Raw genomic sequence first — 23,451 nt, forward strand, 5'->3', positions numbered from 1 at the left:
TCTGAAAAAAAATACCGACGCACAAACCTGACAAACCAATAGTCAGGCAGGCCACTGCTTCTGTCTACTTAAAATCCGCTGTCTGACTTTTGCCACCGCCCGGTTTAACAAAATCAATTTTAATCTGTTTAGTTTGCACTTAAAACAAGCCTATGAAAAACTACCAGTTTTTGATTTTTTTCTCCATTGTACTTATCCTATACAGTTCCATCAATTATTACATACTCCACCGTAGTATGCAGGCATTGCCCCCTGCATCAGGCCTGAAGCCCTGGTTCAGATGGTTATTTATAGCGGTGGCATCTTCGTATGTTTTAGGGAGGATAGTTGAGCGCATACAGCTATCTGCCTTCAGCGATTTGCTCATGTGGGTAGGCTCCTTCTGGCTGGCAGCCATGTTTTATTTCTTTCTGGCAGTTGTATTTATCGATTTCATCAGGCTTACCCATCATTTTACAGGAATACTTCCCGAAACATGGCTTACTCCCAAAGCCGCAACCAATACACTAGGCATCACCATGATTGTGGTCTTTACGGTTATCATTGTCGGTTATTTCAACGCCGTTAACCCCCGCTTACATAAATTAACACTTGATGTTGATAAATCTGCCAATGGGATGAAAGAACTTCATATCGCTATGGCCTCCGACATTCATATGGGCACCATTATAGGTCCTCGACGCATGGAAAAGCTGGTAAATCGCATCAATCAACTAAAACCTGATATTGTTTTATTTGCCGGAGATGTCGTAGACGAAGACCTGGCACCTGTCATCAGACAGAATCTGGGCGAAGCACTCAGGCGACTAAAAGCACCTTTGGGCATTTACGGCATAACCGGAAATCATGAATATATTGGCGGAGCCAATGCTGCTGTGGCTTATCTTGAAGCACATGGTGTAACCATGCTGCGCGACAGTGTGCTTAAAATCGCCAATGCCTTTTACCTGGCAGGCCGTGAAGATCGCGATAAAACCCGTTTTAGCGGGGAACCCCGCATGACAGTTGACAGTCTTCTGAGCACGGTTGACAACTCGCTTCCGGTGATTTTACTTGATCACCAGCCCTTTAACCTCGACAAAGCTGCCGACGCCGGCGTTGATCTGCAACTTTCAGGACACACCCATCATGGTCAGCTGTGGCCGCTCAACTACCTGACTTCTGCCATTTACGAAGTCAGCATGGGCTATCTTAAAAAAGGCAAAACCCACATTTATGTTTCGCCTGGCTTTGGAGGATGGGGACCACCTGTACGCACAGGCAACCGTCCTGAAGTAGTTGACATCACCCTGCGATTCAGGGAGAGCACTCAATCAGCCACAAAATAATCTATCAAACAGTTTTGGCAGGCAGCAGCGAAAAACATTCATCAAATAAACATCAGCACAACTGCATGAATGACCTCTGAATGCGTAATTGTGTAAATGGCATTTTCCGGAAATCCAACAAAATAAATTATTTACATTTCTGATTTACTGCACATTATGCCACCACTTACATAATGGAAAACAATAATCACCATTGATTATTCTAAACAATAAATCAAAATTACCATCAGCCATACAAATAGCGAAAGAAGCTGTTTTTTCCTCTCCATCATGTAAAAGCATGAATTAATTTTTCTGATTTTCTATCTTTGCTCAGTCCCTAACTCATTTGAAAATGGCATCAGGCAGAAAATTCCCCCACACCTACGTTATTATCTTCTATTTAATAGTTATTTCGGCTGCTCTCACCTGGATTGTGCCCGGAGGAAAATTCGAACGTGTAATGGTTGAAGTTAACGGCACACAACGGGAAGTGATTGCCGATAATTCATTCCGGTACATTGAAAGCCAGCCTCAGACATGGCAGATATTTTCGGCTCTTTTCGATGGATTTGTGGACAAAGCTGATATCATTGTTTTTATCCTGATGATTGGCGGAGCTTTCTGGATTATGAACAACAGCAAATCCATAGATGTTGGCATCATGTCATTTCTGAAAAAAGCCCGTAAACTTGAACGGGTTGATTTTATCAGAAAGCTGGGTGTTGACAATATCATCATAACGCTTATAATGCTCTTATTCAGCATTTTTGGCGCCACTTTTGGCATGAGCGAAGAAACCATAGCCTTTGTTATCATTTTTGTGCCTTTGGCCATCAGCATGGGTTACGACAGCATTGTGGGGCTTAACATGTGTTTTGTGGCAGCTGCTCTGGGGTTTGCCGGAGCCCTGCTCAACCCTTTTACCATTGGTATCGCTCAGGGACTTTCGCACCTGCCTTTGTTCTCAGGTATTGAATACCGGTTTTTCTGCTGGATTGTGATTAATCTTGTAGGCATTTCATTTGTGCTCCGCTATATGCACAAAATCAGAAAAAACCCTGAAAAATCTCCGGTATATGAAGAAGATGCCTACTGGAGAGCCCGTCATGAAGAATCATCAGAAGAAATTGCGTATTACACACCAAAATCGGCCTGGGTAGCCTGGATATTTTTATCTGCTGCATTTGTATATTATGCCTTTATCCTTCCCTCAACTACCCTAACCGTTGGCAATGCTTCAGTAAACTGGCCCGTATTCCCCGTTTTAGCCGGATTATTTATCGTTACCGGATGGGTTGCCTTGCGCAAATCGGTTCACTTCTTTGTTTTAAATCTGCTGATGTTTACCATTTTTCTGCTAATTGCCGGTGTAATGGGTTATAACTGGTATGTGATGGAAATTGCCACCCTGTTTATGGCGCTTGGTCTTTTTTCCGGCATTTCCATGAACTATTCGCCCAATACCATCACCAGGCTTTTTATTGAGGGAGTAAAAGACATCACCTCTGCTGCAATGGTGGTAGGACTGGCAGGAGGCATTATCATTATTCTGAACAACGGCCTGGTTATTGACACCCTGTTACACAACATCAGCGGTGCAATGGCCGATATGGGCAATATAGCTACTGTGGGCACCATGTATGTAATGCAAACAGCCATCAACATTTTTATTCCATCAGGGTCAGCCAAAGCTGCACTCACCATGCCCATTATGTCGCAATTCTCCGATTTAATCGGACTATCACGTCAGGCCACTGTTATGGCTTTTCAGTTTGGCGATGGATTTACCAATATGATTACACCAACTTCAGGCGTTCTTATCGGCGCTTTAGGCGTTGCCCGGATACCATACAACAAATGGCTCAAATGGGTAACTCCGTTTATGATCATCCTGGTTATTCTCGGATTTCTATTGCTCATACCAACAGTAACCATGCAACTAAATGGATTCTGACCAAAAGCTGTTGCAAACCGCATACATAAACGTTCAATTGGGAACAATCAAGCTTACAGCAGAAGAGAATGCTGTAACAGGCTTGTATTTTTGCGAATTGCATCAGCCGGAAACAATCCCTCCGCTACTGGCAAATGCGGCCCAACAAATTAAATCCTATTTTGCCGGCCAACTAAAAGTATTTCACATCCCGCTTAAGCTTTATGGCACACCTTTTCAGCGGTCAGTCTGGCAGTTATTGATGGATATTCCCTATGGGACAACCACTACTTACGGCCAATTGTCTGACAAACTTGGCTTGAAAAACGGAGCGCGTGCTGTAGGGCTGGCCAATGGTGCCAACCCTGTCTCTATCATTGTGCCTTGTCACAGGGTAATTGGCGGTAATGGCAAACTTACCGGATACGCAGGCGGATTGTGGCGCAAAGAATGGCTTCTGAAACATGAATGTTCAGAAATCAAAGAAGGCCTGTTTTTATAGCCCCCATTACAGGCAGTGTTCGCTGCCGGACAGTTATACCAAATACAGCTGAACAAACCAGCTAAAACACCTTTTACCAAACCGGTAACCACTCATAATGTGCACATTACAAACTATGGCATAAAAATGGGATACAGTTCAAATAAACACCCAAAACATGAAAGAAGTCGTTATTCTTATCCCTGACGTTGAAGCAGAACAGAACGTTGAAATTGAAGTGCGCATCAATGGCCGTTCCAAAACAATGCAATACCGGGTTGAGCTGGTCAACTGGGAAGGCACAGCACCTTCGCCTGAAGAAAAATTTACGGTACTCAAACACCGGATTGATGCTTATGACAAGGACTGGGAACTTGTTGAAATAGGCGCACCCGACAAGGAGAACATCCCTCTTGTCTTTAGAAAAAAGCCTGCCATACTTTAGCTAAACTGAATCAGGCTTCAGCTTTCAAAATAACCCTCAGATAATCGAGCATCAAAGGCAACTCTGATGGATTGACACCATTTGTCAGAAGCAATTTGCGATCGGCCACAAAACCACGCAGAAATGCTGAAAGATTACCATTTCTGAGCTGAACACTCTCTTTATAATACTCCACCGCTTGTTGCCGTTGATTCAGACAAAGGGCCACATGTCCTGCATTCATGAAATCATATGCATTAGGCTCCATTTCAAGCAGTTGATTATAATAAGACTGTGCATCTTCTACCCTTCCCAGGGCAAAAAGGCACCAGGCGACCGGACGCATGGCTTTTGCCGAACCCGGCTCATCAAAATCAATGGCATAAAAGTATTCCAGGGCTTTATCAAACTGCTCCATGTTAAGATAACAAGTCCCGATGGCTGCTTTTGTTCTCAGGTTACCGGGCTCAAGCATTGACAATTCAAGGTATGCATTCAGCGCTTCATTTGAATCAGACTTTTTAAGGTAACATTGCGCAATTTTCCCCAGCAGCCATTTACGGTTGGTATCAAACAGATCGGCCCTACGGTACATGGAAATGGCCTCATCGTAGCTGCCGAGTTGCTGCAGGCAATATCCTGATTTTTCGAATAGTTCTGCACTGCTTTCACCCTGACTGGCCAAATGATGATACACAGCAAGAGCCTCTTCGAAATGCGAATTATCGAAATAAAAGTCTGCAATTAATTTATAACTGACTGAATCAGTAACAACTTCCTGAAAAACCACCGTATTGTGCACATCAAGCGGAAGCTGAAAAATATCGCCGGTTTCATATCTTAAACGATGAAGCTTAAAAAACCTGTACAAGTCCTGGATGTACTGAATGATGATTCGTTTTTTTCTTAGTTGCGGATCACTCAGCTCCTCGCCCATTAACTCTTCAAACTGCTCAATTTCAGCCCCAAACATCTGAGCCATCATTTCCTTTTGCGCCACAGGCAGATTTGCAATATTAAGCACAAACGAAAACTTATCGGAATTACACATATAGGGTGAATTTTCGACTCCGCGAATCAATACATTGCCAAAAGCTGCATCTTCCTTGCGAAGTGCATTTACAATCGCGTAATGTTGCGGATAAAAAGGCATAAACCAGTGGTGTATGTCATTGAAAAAGTCAAATGATTTGAGCATAGAGAAGGCACTGAGAAATACATCAGCCCCCTCCATCTGCATATTGGTCAGCTCTTCCAGTTTGCGTGTAAGGTCAGGCTGAGAATCAAAATACTTCTCCCATTCAGGATTTTTATCAGACTCTTCATCAGCAAGCAACAGCTTGTCAAGATTCAGCTTTTCGCTCAAATCCTGGTTAAACTTAACAATATCAGGAATGATTTCCTCTCTGAACTTTCGGGTAATTCTATCAGTATCTTTTGCTCTTATTAACTGGATAATGATACCAACTGCATCATTTGCCCAGCCCTCCTCAAAACTTAATGACTGCAAGCCGGCTTGTAAGCCGGGATAAAGTTTCAACCGGTTTTCGTACAAACTCATAACCAGCAAAACACCAACCAGGGCCCGCTGGCTAAGCTGCGGATCGTCCATTCGGTACAACGAGAGGAGGATTTCAACCTTTCTGACATCAAAACACCTGATTAATCCAAGCGTTAAAGCACTGATCATCATGGCTTTTTCGTACCAGGGTAACGAGCTGCTACCAAACAGCCTGCTGACTATTTCGGCATCGTTCTGCGAAAATTTATCGGTAAGCCAAAGCTGGTGAAAAACGCGCAGAATTACCTGCCGGTGTTTAACCGCCTGAGCACTTTCCGACTCATCGTCAAATAAAACCGTATTCAGCAACATATCATTCAACTCATTGTCAAACGACAAGCCAAGCAGGCTGTCAGCCATATCTTCCTTATCTCTTCGCATCTGAAGCTCCAGATCATGTTTCAGCCCTGCCAGACGAAATCCTGGTTGCATCAGCAAACCTGCCTTCACGAGGTCGGTCAGCTCATAAGCCGAAACCAGCGTTTGATTATATATTTGACTCTGACTTGGATCTTCAACACCTTTAACCGTATAACTCAACATATTACTGTAAGTAAACCTGATATTGTCAAGTTGTTCAGCATAGTCGGTAATGTCTTTATCTGATATAACAGAGGAGATCTTATCCAAAGCATCGATAAGCCGTCGTTGCTTTAAAAGCTCGCACACCCTGTTGTACCATTCATTTATTTCAGCAATCTTCATTTCTGTATATTTCACAGGTTTAAGATAGTCAAAAATCATGCAGAATAAAAAAAACTGACACATTTTCCGCCTCGCCCCTGTTCAATATTGTACACCGCTGCATCCGAAAGTGTACAACTATTCAAACAAGCGCACCAAATAATTGTGTATAATATTGACAACGTGCCACTTACAAAACGTGGCATGATTCATGAAAACAATGCAAATGATAACCAGTTGTGCACTATGTCATTAATTCAGAATTATCTTAAAACAGCAGTAAGAAATCTGGTCAGACTCAGGATTCATTCGATTATCAATATTTCGGGTCTGGCTATCGGGTTATCGTGTTTCTTCATTATCATGCTTTATGTGGATGATGAAACGAAATTTGACCAACACCACAGCAAGTCGGAAAGAATATACAGAATGGTCAGCACCTCCGATTTTGAAGGAGTGGCTGAACGTTCGTCAAGTTGCCCGGCCCCGCTGGGCCCTACAATCGCACAGGAGTATCCCTATATCATTGACAAAATGACAAGGGTTTTCAACGATTGGTCATCGGAGTTTTATATTGAATACAAAGACAAAGGCTATCGCGAAAAACGCCTTTTCTTTGTTGATTCAACATTTGCTGATATTTTTGATATTGAACTCATTAACGGAAACCGCAATGAGGCACTTTCCACTCCTTATACAGCCCTGATAACTGCTTCCACAGCCAAAAGGTACTTTGGAAACGCAAACCCGGTGGGAAAAGTGATAAAACTGGAAGGAAAAACAAATATTACCATAACAGGTGTAATAGCCGACACTCCTTCTCAATCCCACTTTACCTATGATTTTTTGGTTTCCATGTCAACTTTGCGTATGCTTTGGGGAGGGCATATGCCATCAACATGGGTATACAATCCATTCTGGACTTACATTTTGTTAAAACCTGGAGCAGACATCCGCACGCTTGAAGAAAAGCTGCCCGCCTTTACAAGTAAATATTTTTACGATGCTGAAAAAGATCACATTACACTCACGGTTCAGCCTTTAACAAAAATCCACCTGAGTTCGGCCCTTGATTATGAAATTGAGCCTAACGGCAAATTAAGCTATGTAAGAATACTTACAGCCGTTGCCTTTTTTATTCTGATGATTGCCATTATCAATTACATTAACCTTTCAACAGCCTTTGCCGACCGCCGCTCGCGCGAAACAGCCATCAGAAAAGTATCAGGAGCCACTTACAGGCAACTGTTTTTACAATACCTGGGCGAATCATTATTGCTAACCCTGATAGCGCTCACGCTTTCACTTGCAATCATCGAACTGTTGCTTCCTGCGTTTAATTCTTTTGCCGGCAAAAACATCCTGTCTTCTTCGGTTTACAAAGGTGATTTTCTTTTAAAAATACTATTTACATGGTTAATAACCAGTCTTTTATCGGGCATATATCCGGCATTCTTTTTATCCCGCTATAAACCTGTTGGCATTCTGAAAGGGAGAAACGGCAATCATTCCATTAATCCAACGGGTCGTAAAATAATGGTTGTGCTTCAGTTTAGCTTGTCAATCATGCTGATTACAGCCTCAATGATGGCTTTCGATCAACTCAATTTTCTGCGCAACGCCAGTCTGGGGTTTGAAAAAGAAAACATTATTTTCATTCCGGTAAACCGCTCACCTGTTGTAAAGCAATATGAAGCATTCAAGAGCGAGTTAATGAACCAACCGGGAATCAAAGGTGTAACAGCTGTAGATTACATTATCGGCACCGACCATAACAATCATGAATTCAGGCCTGAAGGCTATCCGGCTGACAAATGGCAATTCTATCCGGCACTGGTAGTACGTGACGATTTTGTAAACGTATTTAACATTAAAATAGTTGCCGGCCGCGACTACTTTAAAAAAAGCAAAACCGATCCTATGGAATCCATCCTTATCAATGAAGCCATGGTAAACCATATGGGATGGAAATCAAACCAGGACGCTATCGGAAAGAAATTCAATTCAAGAATTGGCAATGAGAAGGTAGTTGGTGTTTTCAAAAATTTTCATGCCAGCTCGCTTCACAGCAAAGCCGGCCCTCTGGTCATCAATATTAAGGAAGACCCAAGAGAAATTGATGCATTTACCAACTTTGTGGCAGTAAAGCTAACAGCCGGCAACCAGCAGGAAATTATATCAAAAATTAACGAAATCTGGAAAAGTTATGCTCCGGGAAGGCCTTTTGAATATACATTTCTTAATACAGAGCTGAACAAACTTTACCGCGAAGAGGAATACCTGGGTAAATCGGCGGCTATACTTTCAATATTGACAATATTGATTGCAGCCATGGGGCTTTTTGGACTTGTTTACTATATGGCCGCACAGCGCACCCGTGAAATAGGCATCCGCAAGGTTCTGGGAGCCAACACCTACAGTTTGGTAAAATTACTGATTTCAGGATACATACGCCTGATTGCCATAAGCAATCTTATTGCCTGGCCGGCCACCTATCTGGTTATAAACTACTGGTTCAGCTCCTTCGCCTATCATACAAGCCTAAACTGGTGGTACTTCATTTACTCGGGGCTCATCTCCTTTATCCTGTCGGCAGGCATTGCCGGCATCAGGGCCTACCATGTTTCAGGCATCAATCCGGCAGTAACACTTAAATACGAGTAACAAAAACACAGCAAAACTAAACAATACAGCATATTCACCAGGTATTTTCATCAACCTACGAAACATTAAGCCATGATAAGTAACTATTTAAGAAGTGCCATCAGAAACTTCAACCGCAACAAATTCTATTCAGTCATCAACATACTTGGTTTGTCGCTCGGACTTACTGCAACCATTTTCATACTTCTCTACATCAAGGATGAATTGGGGTATGATAAACATTTTGCTCAATACGACAGAATATACAGGCTTGAAGGTGACTTTACGATAAATGACAAACACGACCGCTTTGCCGTTAGCTCGTCAGCTTTAGCTCCTGCCCTGAAAATTGAATTTCCGGAGATTGAGTCCTTTTGCAGATTTGCACAAAATGACAACGCCATCATCAAATACAACGAAAAGGAGTTTTATGAAAAAAAGGTGCTGTTTGCCGACTCCACAGCGCCTTCCATGTTCTCGTTAAAGTTTACAGAAGGTAACCCCTTAAACTCATTGAACGAACCCTTCGAACTTATCATGAGTGAAAGTACAGCCAAAAAATATTTCGGAACCGAACCGGCTTATGGCAAATCAGTAAAAACAGGCAACGGCAATAGCTTTAAAGTGTCAGGCGTTTTTGAGGATTTGCCTGACAATACCCATTTGAAATTTGACATATTGATGTCGGCAAACACGCTTGCCAGTTTATTTGGACGCGAGCGATTCAACAGTCTGGAGCCAATGGCTTTCTGGAATGTGAGCATGTATAGCTATATTAAATTGAAGCCCAACAGTAACATTGCAGATATTGAAGCAAAATTCCCAGACGTTTACAATAAATACATGAAATCGATTGGCGATCAAATCAACGCCTCTTTTTCGCTGCTCACCACCCGCCTTGATAAAATTCATCACACATCAAAACTTGCAGCAGACCAGCCCGTAGGCAATATGGCCTACATATGGGTTTTTGGCGCTGTTGCCGTCCTCATTTTATTGCTGGCTTCCATCAACTATATGAATCTGGCAACAGCCAGGGCTGCAACAAGAGCAAAAGAAGTCGGACTTCGCAAGGTGGTTGGAGCAAACAGATTACAGCTTGGCACACAATTTCTGAGCGAAAGCATGATCCTTTCAATTGCAGCATTATTGATTTCGCTGGCACTTATCCAGTTGTTACTGCCGGCATTTAACGACCTTTCAGGTAAAAATCTATCATTCAGCCTGTTTACAAACATTGGCATATTTGCAGGTATACTGGGCATTTCGTTATTAACAGGGCTGCTTTCTGGCATTTACCCGGCTGTTGTATTGTCATCATACCAGCCCGCCATGGTTTTGAAAGGAAAACTTAAAAATGGCAGTAAAAGCACCTGGATGCGTAAAGTACTGGTTACCTTCCAGTTAATTATATCCGTTACTATGATTACCGGAACACTGGTCATATACAATCAGCTGGGATTTATGCGCGATGCCGATTTGGGGTTTGACAAAGAGAACTTAATGGTTGTAGACATACAGGACACAACTTTCAGAAAAAGAGTAGATGAGTTTAAAGAAGAGTTATTGCGCAACCCCAACATTTTAGCGGCCAGTTCATCGCTTGGCGTTCCGGGCGACGGAATCAGCATTCAGGTAATGCGGGTTGAAAAAGAAAACAAGATGCAGGAATATGCGTTAAACCTGATACCTTGTGACTATGACTTCCCCAACTTGCTTCGCCTCACATTTGTAAATGGCCGCAGTTTTGACCGTGAAATGGGTACCGATAAGCTTGAAGCAGCCATCATCAACGAAGCGGCGGCCACTGCGATGGGCTGGGGCAAAAATGCCATCGGCAAAAAAATTCATTTCGGTTTTGAACTTGATGGAAGCGGCGGTCGTATGCTTAAAGTGATTGGAGTTGTAAAAGACTTTAATTATGTTTCGCTGCACAACAAAGTTGAACCTCTGGTGATGTTTATCCCGAACTTCCCGGCCAATACACTCTCCATCAGACTAAAACCAGGATACACCGAAAGCACCATAGATTTTATTCGCGACAAGTGGAATCTTTTTGGCGCAAACAGGCCATTTGACTATCGTTTTTTGAGCAAAGACTTTGAAAAACAATATATGGCTGAATCAAAACTGGGAAAAGTTTTCTCCACATTTGCCGGGCTTTCAATATTTATTGCATTGCTGGGCTTACTCGGGCTCTCCTCGTTTATTGCCATGCAGCGCTCAAAAGAAATCGGCATTCGAAAAGTTCTGGGCTCCTCTGTAAGTAAAATTGTGTTCATGCTTTACAAGGAATCTATTCTGCTTGTCATGATAGCCTGCGTGATTGCCATTCCTGTTTCAGCCTATTTTCTCAAAGACTGGTTGCAAAACTTTGCCTATCACGTGGATATTACATGGCTAACGTATGCAATTGCCGTTTTATCATCATTGCTCGTCGCCCTTATATCGGTTAGTTTTCATTCTATCAAAGCTGCAACGTCTAATCCTGTTAATGCGATTAAATATGAGTAAAACAATTTCTCAATGAAAATGAAGATAAAATAATAAGCCTCGTTTTTTAAACCACTTAAGGTTCGTTTACAAACCACCTGCGGAATGTAGACGAACCTTTTATTTTTGACAGTCACAATTAGCCGGCAGCATGTTCAGCTAAAAATAAATCAACCAATTTAATTGCTTCTGATGGCTGATTTGCAAGCATAAGAGAAGCTCTTAATCCAACAGCACCAGCAAATCCATGCACATAAATTTTAAAAAAACGTTTCATGATGCTAAAATTGCGGCTGCTTTGCCAGGTGACGGAGAACAGCTGAATATGTTTTTTCAGCACAAGCAATCTATCAACTGCTCCCGGTTCGGCATTGTTTTTAGCAAAGAGCCAGGGATTTGCAAAAATCCCCCGTCCAATCATGGCTCCATCGGCACCTGAATTTTCTACCAAACGGCTGGCTTGCTCTAAACTTGCCACATCACCGTTTCCCAGAAGTTTCACCTGTGGATTAAGGCTGTTTCTGACCCGGGCTGCGATGGCAATCTGCTCCCACTCTGCCGGATATAACGATTGCATTTTTTGAGTTCGTCCGTGCAAAGTAATGGCAGAAACCCTGCTTTGCAGCAAATGAGCCATCCACTTCTCTGTTTGGTGGGTTTTAACTCCGGTGCGGGTTTTTACACTTACCGGCAAAGCAGTAGATTCAGCTGTTGCATTGATAATTTCAATGGCCAGCGCCGGTTGATCTATCAAAGCGGAACAGGCACCCTGTTTTACAACCTTATCAACCGGGCAGCCCATATTGATGTCGATTCCGTCAAAATCAAATGCAGTAGAAAGGTATTTTCCGGCTTCGTAAAATTTTTGAGGGTCTGTTCCCCAAAGCTGAGCAATAAGCCTGACATTTCGCTCCTTCAACAGTTTACGTTCAGAGTCATTCACAAACAACCTGTGCAACACAGCCTGCCTGCCCACCGGATGGCACAAACCGTCAACAGAGGTAAACTCAGTAAACAGGAGGTGAAGGTTTTCAGGCGCCGAAAGTGACAGTACAATTTCGCGAAAGACAGTATCGGTAACATCTTCCATGGGCGCAAGAGCCCAAACACTCCCCTTCAGATCCCTCCAGAAGTTGTTGGCATAAGTACTCATTTATCCGGAATTTGACCGGCTAAACGTTTACACACTGATAAAGTTCAATTGAATGAAACGAAAGGAGCAAGGAAAATCAGGAAAACTTATAAATCCTGCGCTGTTGTTTAAAATATTTCAACCCTTCATCATTGGCAATTCCCCTGATAAAATTCTCAAACATCACTTCAAAAAGCATGGGGAACGAAAACTTATCAGGAGGAAAGAAAATAGGATTATGAAGATCAATTAAGCGGCTAATATAGAGCCTGGCAAGTAATTCGATGCTTAAATCCTGCCGGTACATTCCCTGCCTGATACCTTTTTCAATATTGATTTTTATTTTATTAAAGATAAATTCAATCCGCTGCTCAATATGACTCTGATAAATTTCAGGATAAATATCCTCCAGATCTGTTGTTACGGAAGGGGTGAGATCCTGGAATCTTCCGTTCATTTCCTGACTCACAATCATCAGGATGTCAATGGCATTCACATCTTCAAAGTTATGCTCATCAAAAATAGATTTGAAGGATTCACGTTCAAATTCGAGCACTTTCTCAACCAGCTCTTCGTCGCTTGAAACGTATTGCCTAAGCTCTTCAGGAGTAATCTTCAGACTATTACAAATAGTTTCAACATTCAGGCTTCTGACCCCTACTTTAAAGGATAGCTCCCTTACTCCAATTAGGATAGTGCGAAATTTCTCGTCCATTCAAATAAAGTTAAATTACAACCTGATTTAGAGGCGCGAAAATACAAAAAAAATCATCCTGTCAATCGCAAGTTATCAGAGCCTAAAGGGGGGCATAAACGATTCGTTTTACAGTTTCGTTGTTATCAATACAAAGCCTGAAGTAATAAACCCCGGCTTTCAGCATCAACGATTCAGCGTTAAACTCCCTGATGTATTTCCCCGGCCCAATCCATTCATGGTCGATTATGTTTAAGACCTGACGCCCTACAATATCATATACGGCTAATGTTACCTGAGATTGATGGTGAACTTTAAATGAAATTGTTGTATTTCCTGCAAAAGGATTAGGGAAAGCACTGGCGTTTTCAGCTTGTTGAACAATGGGCACATCAGGCTTTAATAAAAGCGGATTTACGATGGCTGTCATAATACTGAGCTGATTCTGGTGTAGACGGGTCCATATTGGCCTTATCACATTGTTATGTGCTGAAACATTGGTATAATCACCAAAAAAAACCGATGGCACAGGTACAAAGGGAGAATCACTCACTTTAAAGTTTTCAAAAGTAAGGCCTCCATCATCAGACACAGCCATAAAAACATCGGTATTGTTATCGTTATAATTCCGTCTGTCGTAAAAAACAAACCAGAGATTTCCGTTGGTTTGATCAATGGTCATCCAGCAAAAAAACTGTTGCTTACCCGGCAGATCATCATTTACCCTGACGGGAGCTGTCCAGGTATAACCACCATCTGTTGACTTAACAAGCCATATATCGGTATCTGTCAAACCGTTACGCTGGTCAGACCAATTAATATAAATAGTACCTCTGTTTGGCCCGTTACTTAAATCGCAGCAGGTAACCGGAAGTCCATTGGCCCTTGAAATACCGGCAATGTCATAATCCCACCCGCCAGGAATTTCGCTTACAAAAATATCGTGCGAAAGCCAGGTTTGTCCGCCATCTGTTGATTTATCAAAGACGAGCCCGTCAGGGCCAGCCCAGGCAACATAAATTTGCCCTTCGGGGCCAATAGCGGGCACAGCACCTTCTACAGTATTATCGCTGTCAATACAATCACCGGCCTTCTCATTTAAGCGAACGGGCTCAGTCCAGGTTAATCCCAAATCTGAAGATTTAGAGAACAGAATCAAACTGGAATCAGAGGAGGCGGCACTTCCATAAGAGTCAAACTGCGTCCATGTTACCATCAGCGTATTGGTAGCAGCATCAAGCACCACCCACTCTTTATCCTGAGCTTTTGTACCATTAAGGCCAATTCCCGCACCATCGTTCCATGTTAAACCATTGTTATCAGTGCGCTGACAAACAATCCGATCAATCCACGACCCAACAGGAGGATTGGAAAGATGAAAGTAGTAAAAATTGCCGAGCGTATCAACTACTATACATGGATCGCCCCATACTCCATGAGCAGACGAAGTCAAACGATTTTCGCTCCAGGTATATCCTCCATCCGAAGAAAAGTAAAAATTATCGAGATTGGCTCCGGCCATCATCTGGCTGGTATTGGCCGGATTAATGACGATTGAAGGCTCATTGGGATTTCGCATAGTTCCAATTACAACATTCTGATGCTGTGCCTTGACCATTGACACAGCAAACGAAGCCATAAACACCATTATCAATACTTTATTCATACCACATTTCTTTAAACAGGCGAAAAAATCAAATAACACCTTCCGTTTCTAAAAAAAACCAGTCTTACTAAATCAACAATCCTGGCAGTAAATAATCTCTAAAAATAAGAAATATCCATTACAGACCAGCAGATTGATAATTGCGCTGGTATGCGTATGTTTGCAAAAGGAGTGAAATCAGCAGCAAAAATTAAAAATAAAAACGACAAACTGGCATGAAGAAAATTGAAATGCACTGGCAAATATTAATTGCACTCGCAGCCGGCACCCTTTTCGGACTTTATTTCCATCCACAGGTCATATGGATAAGCTGGGTTGGCACATTGTTTCTTTCGCTGCTCAAAATGGTTATCATCCCCCTGGTGCTTACTTCAATCATAACAGGAGTATCAGGCATTGGCAGTGCTGAAAGCCTGGGAAGGCTGGGACTTAAAACCATTTCATTTTATATCTTCACCAGTCTGCTTGCTATTTTACTGGGATTATCGCTGGTAAATCTTATTGAGCCCGGCCTTGGCGCCGACTTATCACTGGCCGAAAAGGTGAGTAACATACCAGCTACCGAGCAATCAATAGGCCAGTTGTTATTGGCCTCAATTCCTGAAAACATCTTTAAATCGTTGAGTGAGGGCAACATGCTTCCTATCATTTTCTTTGCCATTGTTTTTGGATTTTTTATCAATACGGTATCAGAGAAACATCAGCAAGCGCTCAACAACTTTTTCACTGCCACCTACGAAGTTATGATGAAAATAACTTTAACGGTTATTAAACTTACGCCATTGGGTGTATTTGCAATAATAGCAACAGTAACATCCAGATATGCCGGTGACGGATATGCCTTAGGGCAAGTATTTTCGAGAATGGGAATATTTATGCTGACAGTTATTTTAGCTTTATTTTTACATACTTTCCTCACACTTCATCTGACATTGTGGGGCATTGGCCGTATAAATCCTTTCAGGCATTTTAAAAACATGTCGACACCCTTACTTACTGCATTCTCAACATCTTCATCAAGCGCCACCCTTCCCTTAACAATGGAAGCGGTTGAAACTAAAGACGGGGTTTCAAACAAAATAGCCAGTTTTACAATCCCCCTGGGAGCGACCATCAACATGAATGGAACGGCTCTTTATGAATGCATTGCAGTTCTCTTTATTGCCCAGGCTTATGGCATTGAGCTAAATATGGGCCAGCAAATAATTGTTGTTTTAACAGCCTTACTGGCGGCCATTGGTTCAGCAGGCATTCCCATGGCAGGACTGGTAATGATGACTATTGTGCTGAAAGCAGTAGGGCTGCCATTGGAAGGCATCGGATTAATTCTGGCAGTTGACCGCTTGCTCGACATGTTTCGCACGGCGGTGAATGTATATGGTGACACCTGTGCCGCAGCCATTATTGCAAAATCGGAAGGCGAAAAATTGAAATTATAAATAGCTAAGACATAATGGGCAGATTGATAATCACCCTTGTGCCCGAAGCTTGCCCGTTTGCGTCAAATAAATCGATAATCTGCGATTTCATATCCAGCCCATAAAGGTTATTAAGCAGTTTTAACCTTGACTCTACCAAGGAAATGCCTAAAGATTTCTCATCTCGTTTAGCAGCGGGCTTTGAGGCCTGAGCCTGAGCTCTTCCGACCCCATTATCTTCAACTACACAGGTAATCTGATTCTTTTCTTTTGACAGATGAATCACAATACGTCCACCACCTTTTAAACCCATAATACCATGCCAGATTGCATTTTCGACAAAAGGCTGAATAAGAAATGGCGGAATATAGCTGGCCAAAGTATCAATTGAGTCATCAACATTCAAATGATATTCAAATTTCTGCTGAAATCTAAGTGACTCCAGTTCGAGGTAAAGAGAAAGTGAGGATATTTCGTCACCAATAGGGACGGCCTGTTTTTGCGAGCTGTTCAGTATCAATCGCATAAGTCTTGCAAACTTAGAAAGATATTGGGAAGAGGCCAGCCGATCGTTTTTGATAATAAAAGATTGAATTGAATTCAGTGTATTGAAAACAAAATGAGGGTCCATTTGCTTTCCGAGGGCTTGTTGCCTGTACCAGTTAATATCATTCCTGAGCTCATGTTCTTTGCGTATTTGTTTAACCCTGTTGATGTAATAAAGGTAAACTATCAGTATAACTGTAAGGGCCGAAAGTGAGATAAACCACCATGTTCTCCAGAAGGGAGGTAAAATAGTAAAGCTAAACTTGGCAGGAGCTGCACTTTGCAGACCATCAGCATTGATAGCCATCACTTCAAAAGTATAATCACCGGGTGGAAGAAAAGCATATTCAACCTCATTGTTATTCGTAACCACCCAATTGTCATTTAGGCCAACCAGACGATACTTGAAAATAACATTGTCGGCATCACGAAATGAAATACCAACAAACTCCAACGTAATAAAATTCCGGTCATAATTAAGTTTAAGTCCAGACTTCACAAGGGTATCAACATTCAACACATTAACTGAGTTAATATAAACCGGAGGGGGTTGGGTAACTGGTTTATAATTTTTATAGTTAAAAACTGTGAGGCCCAGATTAGTAGCAATATAAACATTATCATCATCACAAGCAATCTGATTGATTTCATTTGAAATCAACCCATGTAACTTGGTAAAAGAGTTAATCTTAAAGCCCTTGCTACCAATATCGGCAAGTTCCAGACAGTTCAGCCCTTTATTTGTAGCAACCCATAAACAACCATTATTGCATACCATAGAGGAAATTGAGTTACTTAAAAGCCCTTGTTGCTGGGTGAGTTGAAGAATGGAGCTAGCTAAATCATACAAAATCAGGCCAGAACCCTTTGTTCCAATCAATAATTGCTTAGTTTTTTCATCATACAGTAAATCGGTAACTCTACTCCCTAAAAGGGGATTAAGAGCCTTTAGATTAATAATACCTTTCTTATCCTTTTTATAAACTCCATTGGTTGCACCTAAAAAAAGTGTACTGTCATTAATCTCAAGTATAGATTCAACCCTTAACCCAATACTATCATAGGATAAAGAGTTATAAATAACATTTCCATTTAAAAATTTACTATAGCTGTTTGATTCCCCAATCCACAATCCATCATCATTTGAGCCTGATATAGTTTTTAAACTAAATATAAAACGAGACTTCCCCGACAAACTATTCTGTTGAATTTTGGAATCAGCGAATTTATTTTCATACTTCTTGATTGAATGCAGATCATGAACATTATACAAATACTCATTTGTACCCACCCATAATCCCTGCTTATTTTCAAATAAGGCCTGAATCAAATCATTCTTTGTATCAGAGACTTTTAAGTTAGAGATGCTTTTCCCTTTGATGATATTAATAAACTCATCGTTTGTTCCTGCAATAACTTTTCCGCTTGACAATAACACCTTACTTACCTTATCTGAAGTCAAACCATTCAGTTTGGTATACGAATAAAAACTACCTGAAGGCAAATAATAAACGCCCTCAGCTAAAGTTGAGAACCACATTCCTCCTTCCAGATCCTCATAAATTGAAGAAACGGAAACACCATTTAAATATTGAAAAACAGGAGTGCTTAAATCTTGACCACTTTTATAACAAATTGCACCATTTTTATCCGTAGCAATCCAAATATTATTATGTCTATCAGGGAATACGCCAAAAATTCTATAGTCAACAAACTTAGGATAAGGTTTCAAACTATCATTAAAAACTACAAAAAAATCATTTTGTGAAAAAACAAGTTGATGTTCTCCAATCAATGTTGCCATTAACTGCCGATGTGAATATGTTCTTTCAATATTTTTAAAAAAGTACCGGGACACCCTTTTGTCATTATGTATTGTAATTCTGTACAAATCCATAATCTCCCCTTGAGAAACAAGCACCCTGCCATCCTCAATAAAAAGATGGGCCGCAGTTGATTCTGCCCCTTTCGGATGGAGCCTTTTTAAATTCCCCTGATTATCGATCATTATTAAACCTTCCTGTAATAGTCCGATTTTTATACTTCCGTCTCTACTAACAACAAAGGATGACTTAACAGGTACAGCAAATCCTCCAACCCCTGCTTCAAGGCTCCTGTTGAATCGGTAATTAACTATAGAATCATTCTCAAAATAAGACAACTGACAAGGAAAAGAAACAAACCATACCCGACCCTTAAAGTCTTCATAAACTTCAAATACGGTATTTTCTGCCAACCCATCCTGCTTGTCAAAATTCTTAAAATGCCGGCCATCATATCTGCATACACCCATATTGGTTGCAATCCAAACATACCCTTTTGAATCCTGAAACACATGGTAAATTTCGTTACTGGGGAGGCCTTCATCAACCGTATAATGCCTGAATACAGGCTGCTGGGCATAGGATGCCGGGAAAATCAGACTTATTAATAATATGATCGGGGCTAAAAGCCTTTTCATTCATTTATTCCTTTAATAGATCGTTCAAATTTAATACAATTTAACCTCCCTTACTTCTCTTTTTATTTATCAATCATCGCTTTTTATGTCAAACATAAGATACTGCATCTTTTGTTTTGCGTTTTCTTCTTTTTAACATGATTAACCTTTTATCAAACAAAGCTGCAAAAATCCTGAATTCATTTTTATTATATCTCAACTTTTAACACTATCTTAGTGTGACAAAAACACAAACTTCATTTTATTCATTATCAATTTCTTACATGGCTAAATCTAAAAATATTAATAAAAGAATTGGCATTCTGACCGCTGGAGGTGACTGCCCTGGAATAAACGCTGCCATAAGAAGTGTAGGAAAAACAGCCATTTCTGATTATGGAATGGAGATTTTAGGAATATCTTCAGGCTTCCTTGGATTAATTGAAAAAGACTTTTCTATTCTTGACGAAAATCATTTATCCGGTATTCTGACTCTTGGAGGAACCATCCTGGGCACCTCCAGAGAAAAACCTTACAAAAAAAATGAAACAGCCAATGGCAAATCAGAAAAGCCCAAGCTTATTAAAAAGCATTACCATGAAATGAACCTTGACGGCCTGGTTTGCATTGGCGGTAACGGAACGATGCGAACAGCGGCCCTGCTTGCTGAAGAAGGCCTGAATATCATTGGCCTTCCTAAAACCATTGATAATGACGTTTGGGGAACAGATGTCACCTTCGGGTTTGATTCTGCCGTTTGGATTGCCACTGACGCCATAGATAGGCTGCACACAACTGCCAACTCACATAAACGCATCATGGTTATTGAACTGATGGGTCACCATGCCGGATGGCTGGCACTGTACTCCGGCATTGCCGGCGGTGGTGACGTTATCCTTATTCCTGAAATTGATTACAAAGAGGAGGTAGTGGCCAAATATCTGCTTAAAAGAGCCATGAATAAAAAATCATATTCCATTGTGGTTGTAGCAGAAGGAATCAACAAACCTAAAGGAATTTCTGCCGCACATCATGTTTCTCAGTTTATTCAAAAATATACCGGACTCGAAACACGTGAAACTATCCTTGGTTATATTCAACGCGGAGGAAGCCCCTCGCCCATGGATCGCATCCTGGCAACCCGCTATGGAGCACATGCTGTTGAACTGATGGCTTCCGGTAATTTTGGACAAATGGTGGCTTCCATTAATGGTAAGATTACCTCTGTTCCCCTTAAAGATGTAGGCAACAAACTCAATATTGTACCACAGGATCACCCGCTGATCAAAAAATCACGAAAAATGGGAATCTCTTTTGGCGACAAATAACAATGATTACAGCATTTGCAAGCCTGGCTGGCAAAATCACTTAAAAATCTTCCATATCAGATTCGACCTGCCCATTGCGCTCTCTCTCTTTTTGCCGGTTATAATTGTTGATGCGATAACTAAATCCCAAATAGCCAACCCGGCTTTCCATTTTGCGGTTATTTGTGATAAAAAACCCATCACCGGTTGTTTCAGAATTAAACCTTCTGGTATCAAACACATCACTCACCCTTAAGCTTAAAGATGCTTTCCCTTTCAAAAAGTCATACCTGAATGCCACATCTGCAAAATACACCTCTGCATCCCTGTCCTGAGCTTCAACCTCGGGTGATTCATAGTTTCCGGCTACCATCAATGAACCATTCTTCATCAGATTGAATGTCATATTGATTTTGGCTGTCCACATATTGCCTCTTACCGTTTCAAGACCTGTAACTTCACTCCCCTTTATTACATTCCTGAATATCGAAACATTGGCATTGGCTTTAAACCATTTTGCAAACTCCCTGTTTCCTATAAATTCCATTCCGTATGCTGTTCCACTGGTCAGATTCCTGTATGTGGTAGAGGTCACACCACTCTCTTCCAACGAAACTATTCTATCAATAATGCCCGTTGTATGCCGATAAAAAGCCGTTGCATTCAACGAATTCTTACCCCAGAAATTTGACCACCCAAGTTCATAGGAGTTGATAAATTCAGGATCTAATTTTGGATTGCCAAACCTGATATTCAATGAATCAGAGTAATCAACAAAAGGATTCAGCTGCCTGTTTGAAGGCCTTGATACCCTGCGGCTGTAACTGAGCAAAAATTGCTGCTTTACACTTGATTCATAAACCAGGTGAACAGACGGGTATAAGCTCATATATGACTGATCAAACTTTTCATTGGTTAAGGTGAGTTCCGAATTTGATATCAGCTGCTCTAGCCTGACTCCTGCCTGATATTTTAATTTTTTGTATGATGATGAATAAATCCCATAAACAGCATGTATCTGTTCCAGGTAATCAAAATAATTATTTGCCAGCGGATTCAGTATCCATTTATCTGTTTCATAATCATAGTCTTCCAGGTAATTTCGCATGCTAAGGTCTTTAACAGTGCTCTTGAATCCCGTTTCAACACGACCGCCATTTCCAACAGGTGTTGAATAGTTAGACTGTAACATATACATCAAATTCGTATTGTTCGAGCCGGAGTTCTGAAGTGTAGGATATAGCTGCGCTTCATCAGAAAAAAATTCCGTTTGCTCAATTTTCTGACTCCCACTCATGCTGTTGTCATTGATCATAAAATCAGCGGTCAATTCCCTGCCTTTGGTTGAAAAAGTTCTTTTATACGAAGCATTATAACTATATGACTGTATACTGCGATCTGATGAGCTATAACGGTTAAATTTTCTGACAAGAACATCATCGGCATTAAATGAACGCGACAAAATATCACCCTTATTACCAAAATCCATATCTCTGTATTGAAATGAAAGGGTAAGTGTGTTATAGTTGTCAATTAAAAAATCAACGCCTGTATTCAGATTCTGCATATTTCTGTTATTTGTCATCTCCTGATTCTGAAGCAATACAGAAGAAACACCCTCATAAGTTGTTGTGCGATTGGATTCTCCGGATGAATTAAACCTGCCAAACCGGGCATCATAACCTGCAAACAAATTAAATTTTGACTGTCTGAGGTTAAAATTCAGGGAGCCATTGTATCTATCGCCTGTACCAGCTGTGGCCGAAACCAGCCCATTCAGCCCCTGAAGGCTTTTTTTCTTTAACACAATATTGATAATTCCTGAAGTACCTTCCGGATCATATCTTACCGAAGGATTGGTAATTACTTCAATTGATTCGATTGAACTTGCCGGAATCTGCTGAAGCAGGTCACCACTGCTGATTTCTGCCAATCCCGAGGGCTTGCCATCAACAAGAATAGTAACATTACTGCTTCCCCTAAGGCTCACATTTCCATCAACATCTACTTTTACTGATGGTATATTTTGCATCACTTCAACAGCAGAGCCTCCAATTGAAGCAATGCTCTTGTCAACATTGATAATCTTTTTATCCAGATTGTTTACCATCATTTCCTTTTCAGCCGTAATTTCAACACCCGAAAGCCCTGTCGCTTTATTTTTCAAAGGAACAATACCAAGATTAATCTCCGGATTGTCAGGCCTTATCATAACATCTTTAATCATTTTGGTCTCATAACCCATAAACTGAATTCTGACCAAATACTTCCCGGTTTTCAGCTGTTCAACTTTGAAATTCCCCTTTGAATCGCTGATTGTACCACCTGCAATTGAAGAATCCCTCGGGCTGATGAGGGCAATACTTCCATATTCAATGGCATAACCGGAAGCTTCGTCAACCAGCTTACCTTTGAGTATGCCGATTGCAGGCCTTTCGCCTCCACCGCCGCCTCTGCCCTGTCCGTTTTGTGCCAGAACTTCTGACACACTTAATAGCGCCACAATAAGCAAGAATAACGAGTAAGATGTAATTTTTAATTTCATCGGGTAATTGATTAGGGTTGGCAAAAATACCATAAATACATGAAGCTTTCTGAGTTTAACAATTTTCTACGCAGGATAATCATTCGACACCTTCATTCGACACCATCTTGCTGATTTTCTTTTGCTGTTAGTTGTAATTTTTATCCATTTCATGCAGTAAGCAAAGAATGTCTA

Annotated in this window: 14 protein-coding genes; 8 read left to right on the plus strand and 6 right to left on the minus strand. The window is 41.2% G+C overall.

The window, feature by feature from the left end; all coding sequences use genetic code 11:
- Nucleotides 1-152 precede the first annotated feature (152 nt).
- From H6541_08705 to H6541_08720, 4 genes are all read left to right on the plus strand, one after another.
- The gene (locus H6541_08705; GenBank protein ID MCB9015858.1) at nt 153-1,328 is read left to right on the plus strand and encodes a metallophosphoesterase; all 1,176 of its coding nucleotides are present in this window, start codon (nt 153-155) and stop codon (nt 1,326-1,328) included.
- Between the two features lie 334 nt (nt 1,329-1,662).
- Nucleotides 1,663-3,264, plus strand: coding sequence for a YfcC family protein (locus H6541_08710; protein MCB9015859.1), 1,602 nt, complete (start codon nt 1,663-1,665; stop codon nt 3,262-3,264).
- On the plus strand, nt 3,254-3,745 hold the full coding sequence (locus tag H6541_08715; protein MCB9015860.1) for a methylated-DNA--[protein]-cysteine S-methyltransferase: 492 nt from the start codon (nt 3,254-3,256) through the stop codon (nt 3,743-3,745). The genes H6541_08710 and H6541_08715 overlap by 11 nt, the downstream gene beginning before the upstream one ends.
- 157 nt (nt 3,746-3,902) lie before the next feature.
- Nucleotides 3,903-4,169: a hypothetical protein gene (locus H6541_08720; GenBank protein ID MCB9015861.1), complete on the plus strand. Its 267-nt coding sequence runs from the start codon at nt 3,903-3,905 to the stop codon at nt 4,167-4,169.
- 10 nt (nt 4,170-4,179) lie between these two features.
- Here H6541_08720 and H6541_08725 read toward each other — a convergent pair whose 3' ends face one another.
- The gene (locus H6541_08725) at nt 4,180-6,414 is read right to left on the minus strand and encodes a tetratricopeptide repeat protein (GenBank protein MCB9015862.1); all 2,235 of its coding nucleotides are present in this window, start codon (nt 6,412-6,414) and stop codon (nt 4,180-4,182) included.
- Nucleotides 6,415-6,576: 162 nt separating this feature from the next.
- On the opposite strand from H6541_08725, the gene H6541_08730 reads away from it, so the two are divergent.
- Together H6541_08730 and H6541_08735 are read left to right on the plus strand one after the other, a co-directional pair.
- Nucleotides 6,577-9,057 (plus strand): ABC transporter permease, encoded by a 2,481-nt coding sequence (locus H6541_08730; protein ID MCB9015863.1) that lies wholly within the window; start codon nt 6,577-6,579, stop codon nt 9,055-9,057.
- A 72-nt stretch (nt 9,058-9,129) separates the two neighbouring features.
- A complete protein-coding gene (locus H6541_08735) occupies nt 9,130-11,550 on the plus strand; it encodes an ABC transporter permease (protein ID MCB9015864.1) in 2,421 nt (806 codons plus the stop codon).
- A gap of 118 nt (nt 11,551-11,668) precedes the next feature.
- Here H6541_08735 and H6541_08740 read toward each other — a convergent pair whose 3' ends face one another.
- From H6541_08740 to H6541_08750, 3 genes are all read right to left on the minus strand, one after another.
- On the minus strand, nt 11,669-12,682 hold the full coding sequence (locus tag H6541_08740) for a tRNA-dihydrouridine synthase (GenBank protein MCB9015865.1): 1,014 nt from the start codon (nt 12,680-12,682) through the stop codon (nt 11,669-11,671).
- A 76-nt stretch (nt 12,683-12,758) separates the two neighbouring features.
- Nucleotides 12,759-13,376, minus strand: a complete 618-nt coding sequence (locus H6541_08745) for a hypothetical protein (protein MCB9015866.1) — start codon at nt 13,374-13,376, stop codon at nt 12,759-12,761.
- Nucleotides 13,377-13,458: 82 nt separating this feature from the next.
- Nucleotides 13,459-15,021: a T9SS type A sorting domain-containing protein gene (locus H6541_08750; protein MCB9015867.1), complete on the minus strand. Its 1,563-nt coding sequence runs from the start codon at nt 15,019-15,021 to the stop codon at nt 13,459-13,461.
- A 215-nt stretch (nt 15,022-15,236) separates the two neighbouring features.
- On the opposite strand from H6541_08750, the gene H6541_08755 reads away from it, so the two are divergent.
- Nucleotides 15,237-16,460 carry a dicarboxylate/amino acid:cation symporter gene (locus H6541_08755; protein MCB9015868.1) on the plus strand — a complete coding sequence of 408 codons (1,224 nt, stop codon included), beginning with the start codon at nt 15,237-15,239 and terminating at the stop codon, nt 16,458-16,460.
- Between the two features lie 4 nt (nt 16,461-16,464).
- Here the strand turns inward: H6541_08755 and H6541_08760 are convergent, their stop codons facing one another.
- On the minus strand, nt 16,465-19,446 hold the full coding sequence (locus H6541_08760; protein ID MCB9015869.1) for a histidine kinase: 2,982 nt from the start codon (nt 19,444-19,446) through the stop codon (nt 16,465-16,467).
- A gap of 263 nt (nt 19,447-19,709) precedes the next feature.
- On the opposite strand from H6541_08760, the gene H6541_08765 reads away from it, so the two are divergent.
- Entirely contained in the window at nt 19,710-20,753 is a 1,044-nt protein-coding gene (locus H6541_08765; protein ID MCB9015870.1) for a 6-phosphofructokinase, read from the plus strand.
- 40 nt (nt 20,754-20,793) lie between these two features.
- On the opposite strand, the gene H6541_08770 is transcribed toward H6541_08765, so the two are convergent.
- The gene (locus H6541_08770) at nt 20,794-23,277 is read right to left on the minus strand and encodes a TonB-dependent receptor (GenBank protein ID MCB9015871.1); all 2,484 of its coding nucleotides are present in this window, start codon (nt 23,275-23,277) and stop codon (nt 20,794-20,796) included.
- Nucleotides 23,278-23,451: the final 174 nt, after the last annotated feature.

The organism is Lentimicrobiaceae bacterium, assembly GCA_020636745.1.
Taxonomy (GTDB): domain Bacteria; phylum Bacteroidota; class Bacteroidia; order Bacteroidales; family Lentimicrobiaceae; genus Lentimicrobium.

Excerpts from the sequence above, each read along its gene's own strand:
- H6541_08705 (MCB9015858.1), top strand. The coding sequence starts at position 153 with ATGAAAAACTACCAGTTTTTGATTTTTTTCTCCATTGTACTTATCCTA.
- H6541_08710 (MCB9015859.1), top strand. The coding sequence starts at position 1,663 with ATGGCATCAGGCAGAAAATTCCCCCACACCTACGTTATTATCTTCTAT.
- H6541_08715 (MCB9015860.1), top strand. The coding sequence starts at position 3,254 with ATGGATTCTGACCAAAAGCTGTTGCAAACCGCATACATAAACGTTCAA.
- H6541_08720 (MCB9015861.1), top strand. The coding sequence starts at position 3,903 with ATGAAAGAAGTCGTTATTCTTATCCCTGACGTTGAAGCAGAACAGAAC.
- H6541_08725 (MCB9015862.1), bottom strand. The coding sequence starts at position 6,414 with ATGAAGATTGCTGAAATAAATGAATGGTACAACAGGGTGTGCGAGCTT.
- H6541_08735 (MCB9015864.1), top strand. The coding sequence starts at position 9,130 with ATGATAAGTAACTATTTAAGAAGTGCCATCAGAAACTTCAACCGCAAC.
- H6541_08740 (MCB9015865.1), bottom strand. The coding sequence starts at position 12,682 with ATGAGTACTTATGCCAACAACTTCTGGAGGGATCTGAAGGGGAGTGTT.
- H6541_08745 (MCB9015866.1), bottom strand. The coding sequence starts at position 13,376 with ATGGACGAGAAATTTCGCACTATCCTAATTGGAGTAAGGGAGCTATCC.
- H6541_08750 (MCB9015867.1), bottom strand. The coding sequence starts at position 15,021 with ATGAATAAAGTATTGATAATGGTGTTTATGGCTTCGTTTGCTGTGTCA.
- H6541_08755 (MCB9015868.1), top strand. The coding sequence starts at position 15,237 with ATGAAGAAAATTGAAATGCACTGGCAAATATTAATTGCACTCGCAGCC.
- H6541_08760 (MCB9015869.1), bottom strand. The coding sequence starts at position 19,446 with ATGAAAAGGCTTTTAGCCCCGATCATATTATTAATAAGTCTGATTTTC.
- H6541_08765 (MCB9015870.1), top strand. The coding sequence starts at position 19,710 with ATGGCTAAATCTAAAAATATTAATAAAAGAATTGGCATTCTGACCGCT.
- H6541_08770 (MCB9015871.1), bottom strand. The coding sequence starts at position 23,277 with ATGAAATTAAAAATTACATCTTACTCGTTATTCTTGCTTATTGTGGCG.